The following is a 3,845-nucleotide window of genomic DNA, read 5'->3' on the forward strand; positions in this document are numbered from 1 at the left end:
CACGTCCCATGGAGTGGCGCTTTACGAATGATGACGCTCGGGTAAAATTGAAGAAACTTTACCCGACTTTAGAAGAATGACTGAGTACTAGCTTACGCTGTGTATATGAGAAAAGAAGCAAGTAGCGTGATCGAACTTCCTGTTGAATAAGTAGTCTTTTAATTGTTCATTAATCTTAATCTAAGAATAAAAAACCATTATGCACCGATACCTGATTACTTTTACCGCTCTTGTCATATCCCTTATATTGTTTAAGGAAGTTAACGCCCAGCAACCCCACGCAGAATTACCTGCTGGTTTAACTAAAATCACAACAGTTGAAGGTATCTCTGAATATCAGCTTGCCAATGGATTGCGCATATTGCTTGCTCCGGATAATTCACTCGACTCGATTACGGTCAACGTCGTTTATCTCGTTGGTTCACGTGATGAAGGTTATGGCGAAGCAGGCATGGCGCATCTGCTCGAGCATCTTTTATTCAAAGGAACTGAGCAATTTTCTGACATCAAAAACGAATTTACCAAGCGTGGCGCCCGCTGGAACGGCACCACATCCTATGATCGTACCAATTACTTTGAGACCTTTACCGCCAGCGCGGACAATCTTGACTGGGCGCTCAACCTGGAGGCTGATCGCATGGTCAATTCACGTGTTGCAAAATCGGATCTTGATAGCGAAATGACCGTAGTGCGCAACGAATTCGAAGCCGGTGAAAACAGTCCTTTCAGCGTACTCGCTGACCGCATGACCTCGACGGCCTATGCCTGGCATAATTATGGCCGCTCCATCATCGGTTCACGCTCAGATATCGAGAATGTACCGATTGAACGATTACAGGCTTTCTATCGCCACTATTATCAACCTGATAACGCTGTACTTGTCATTGCCGGCAAATTCGAGGAGGTTGAGGCGCTGCAAATGGTAGCGCGTCATTTTGGCTCTATTCCACGCCCGACGCGCAAGCTGCAAAAAACCTATACGGTCGAGCCAACGCAAGATGGTGAACGTATGGTTAAGCTGCGCCGCGTAGGTGATACCCAGATTGCCGCCACACTTTACCATATTCCTTCTGGCGCACATCCAGAATACGCTGCGATTGATCTGCTGGTGACCATCCTCAAACAAGTTCCCGGCGGTCGACTCCACAAAGCACTGGTAGAATCCAAATACGCAACCACCGTTCTAGGTTTTGATCGCCAATTGCGCGAAGCAGGTTACGCTTTCTTCGGCGCAAATTTACGACCCGATATGTCGCTGGATACTGCGCGCGACACACTGATCAATACCGTTGAATCGCTCACTGCCCACCCGATTACTGCCGAAGAGCTTGAACGTGCCCGTACACGCCTGCTAAACAAGATTGAGCAAATACTCGCTGATACGCGCACACTCTCCACCACGCTCACTGAATACATTGCCATGGGCGATTGGCGATTGTTGTTCCTGCATCGCGATCGTCTCAAGCAAACGACCCTCGATGAAGTACAACGTGCTGCTAATACCTATTTCAAATCAAGCAACCGTACACTGGGCTTATTCATTCCCGCTTCGACGACTGATCGTGCCGAGATACCGGCAGTTCCAGATGTAGCCCTCATGCTCAAGAACTATCGTGGTGACCCCAGCATAAGCGCGGGAGAAGCATTTGATCCCACACCCACTAATATTGAGAGAAGAATCATTCGTGCTACATTACCTGGCGGCATGAAGCTTGCCATGCTACCCAAGAAAACCCGTGGCAATACGGTCGTGGCATCACTTGTACTCCATTGGGGTGACGAGAAAAGCATGCAAAACCGGGCTACAGCATGCGATATGACAAGCGCCATGTTGATGCGCGGCACGAAACAGCATACGCGTGAAGCATTACGCGATGCATTCGACAGCCTCAAAGCACAGATCAGTGTGAATATCGAAGGCGTATCCATCGAAACAGTCCGCACCAATCTTCCTGATACACTTAGGCTGGTTGCTGAAGTACTGCGCGAACCCACTTTTCCTGAGAATGAATTTGAACAGCTAAAGCTCGCCATGCTGTCATCGATCGAAAGCAAGCGCAGTGAGCCTGACTCACAGGCAAGCTTGCTCATGGAACGTCATCTCGCTCCTTATCCTACCTCACACTGGCATTACACACCGACGCTAGAAGAGCGTATCGAGCGCCTTAATGCGCTGACACTTGACGAAGTAAAGCAATGCCATAGGGAGCTATTTGGCGCTTCAGACAGTGAATTTTCTATCGTGGGTGATTTTGAACCGGAAGAAACTAGCCAGCTCATGCAACAGCTTTTTGATGACTGGAAAAGTCCGCGCCCCTACCAGCGCATCCCTATGTCTTATCAAGACGTCACCTCCATCAATCGTAACCTTGAAACACCCGATAAAGCCAATGCCGTATTTCAAGCTGGCATGAACCTCAAATTGCGTGATGATAATCCTGATTATCCAGCTCTGATCGTAGGCAATTATCTTCTTGGGGGTTCGGCCGACTCAAGATTATGGCGACGCATCCGCGAACAAGAAGGCTTATCCTACAGTGTCGCCTCGACCCTCTCAGCCAGTGCTTTCGATGAACACGGCGAATTCAACATATACGCCATCTATGCGCCGGAAAACCGGGCACGTGTTGAGTCTGCCGTGAAAGAAGAATTGCAACGCGTGATGAAAGAGGGTTTCACTGCGGAAGAAGTTAAAGCAGCCAAAACAGGTTATTTGCAAGCACGGCGCGTCGCACGCGGTCAGGATAAGGTACTTGCTGAACGCTTGGTCAATTATCTATCACGCGAACGCACCATGCAGTGGGATATCGAGTTTGAAAGCAGAATCGCAGCGCTCACACCTGAATCGATCCTTGCGACATTGCGTAAGCACCTCGATTTCAACAAGCTGACGATTGTCAAGGCTGGCGACTTCGCCAAGGTCATCGCCGATACGACTCCAGAGTAATCTGAAACAATCCAAATAGCCGCCATACGATGATAGCGAGGACACACACACGTTCACAGTCTGTAAAAAGATGCTGTACTCCGATTACAGCGCTGTGCGGCGCCCGCTCCTCGCTATCCTATCCGATGAAAGCTCCGAGACCTTTGCAAAACTCGTAATTTCTGAAGAAACCCTACAAATCCTGATTTTTGGCCGATGACCAAGTGATATTTCTGTAGCTTCTTCGCAAAAAGATCTGGAAGGGATCAAGCTAAAGCATTTCATCGGCTCAGAAGATGTATTTTTTCCTGAGAGAACCGCGGTATTAGGTGATCGACATACAACTTTGGCAACCTTTTCAGGTTATACGCCATGGCTTGTAGCATATAGCATATGCCAGGCATGTGCTTTGGCTAATCCCCAGTAACGCAGAACTTTACTGCCGAAGATACGCTCTACGACATAACGGACGAATGATCGGAAACATCATCTTCCAGATTCAAACCCCAAAACCGCATCACATGCAAATTCACGTTAGCCATGTCTTCAACCGCTTCATCGCTCTGGGTCCACCATGCCAAATACCAACCCAAAGCATTTTGAACAGCAGCAGACCTGGATAGGCAAGGCGTCCTGTGGCGTCAGATGCGGGCCGCGCGTAATACTGCGCAATTGTTTGCTCTATCGGCGACCAATCAATCAGGTGATCAATTTAATTGAGAAAATTTCCTTTTCGCGTGCGGCGGGTGACATCAAAATCTGAGAAGTTTATGTTATAAGCGTAATGAACTAATTAAAAACAATATCAGACAACCTGATCTCGGAGCATCCCTCGTTTTTAAAGCATTCTAAAGAACAAATATAAATCAATCGATTACATGTGCCAGGGGAGGAGATACAAAAATAGGCAGTCAAACAA

Annotated in this window: 2 protein-coding genes; one reads left to right on the forward strand and one right to left on the reverse strand. The window is 48.0% G+C overall.

Annotation, left to right across the window (positions count from 1 at the left end; all coding sequences use genetic code 11):
* Positions 1-199: 199 nt before the first annotated feature.
* Complete coding sequence (locus tag BLP80_RS14395; protein ID WP_090544388.1) at positions 200-2,947, forward strand: M16 family metallopeptidase; 2,748 nt, start codon at positions 200-202, stop codon at positions 2,945-2,947.
* A 434-nt stretch (positions 2,948-3,381) separates the two neighbouring features.
* On the opposite strand, the gene BLP80_RS16750 is transcribed toward BLP80_RS14395, so the two are convergent.
* Positions 3,382-3,519: a transposase gene (locus tag BLP80_RS16750; RefSeq protein ID WP_143002323.1), complete on the reverse strand. Its 138-nt coding sequence runs from the start codon at positions 3,517-3,519 to the stop codon at positions 3,382-3,384.
* Between the last annotated feature and the right edge of the window lie 326 nt (positions 3,520-3,845).

It is taken from the genome of Nitrosomonas sp. Nm132 (genome assembly GCF_900100485.1).
Lineage (GTDB): Bacteria > Pseudomonadota > Gammaproteobacteria > Burkholderiales > Nitrosomonadaceae > Nitrosomonas.

Excerpts from the sequence above, each read along its gene's own strand:
- BLP80_RS14395 (WP_090544388.1), top strand. The coding sequence starts at position 200 with ATGCACCGATACCTGATTACTTTTACCGCTCTTGTCATATCCCTTATA.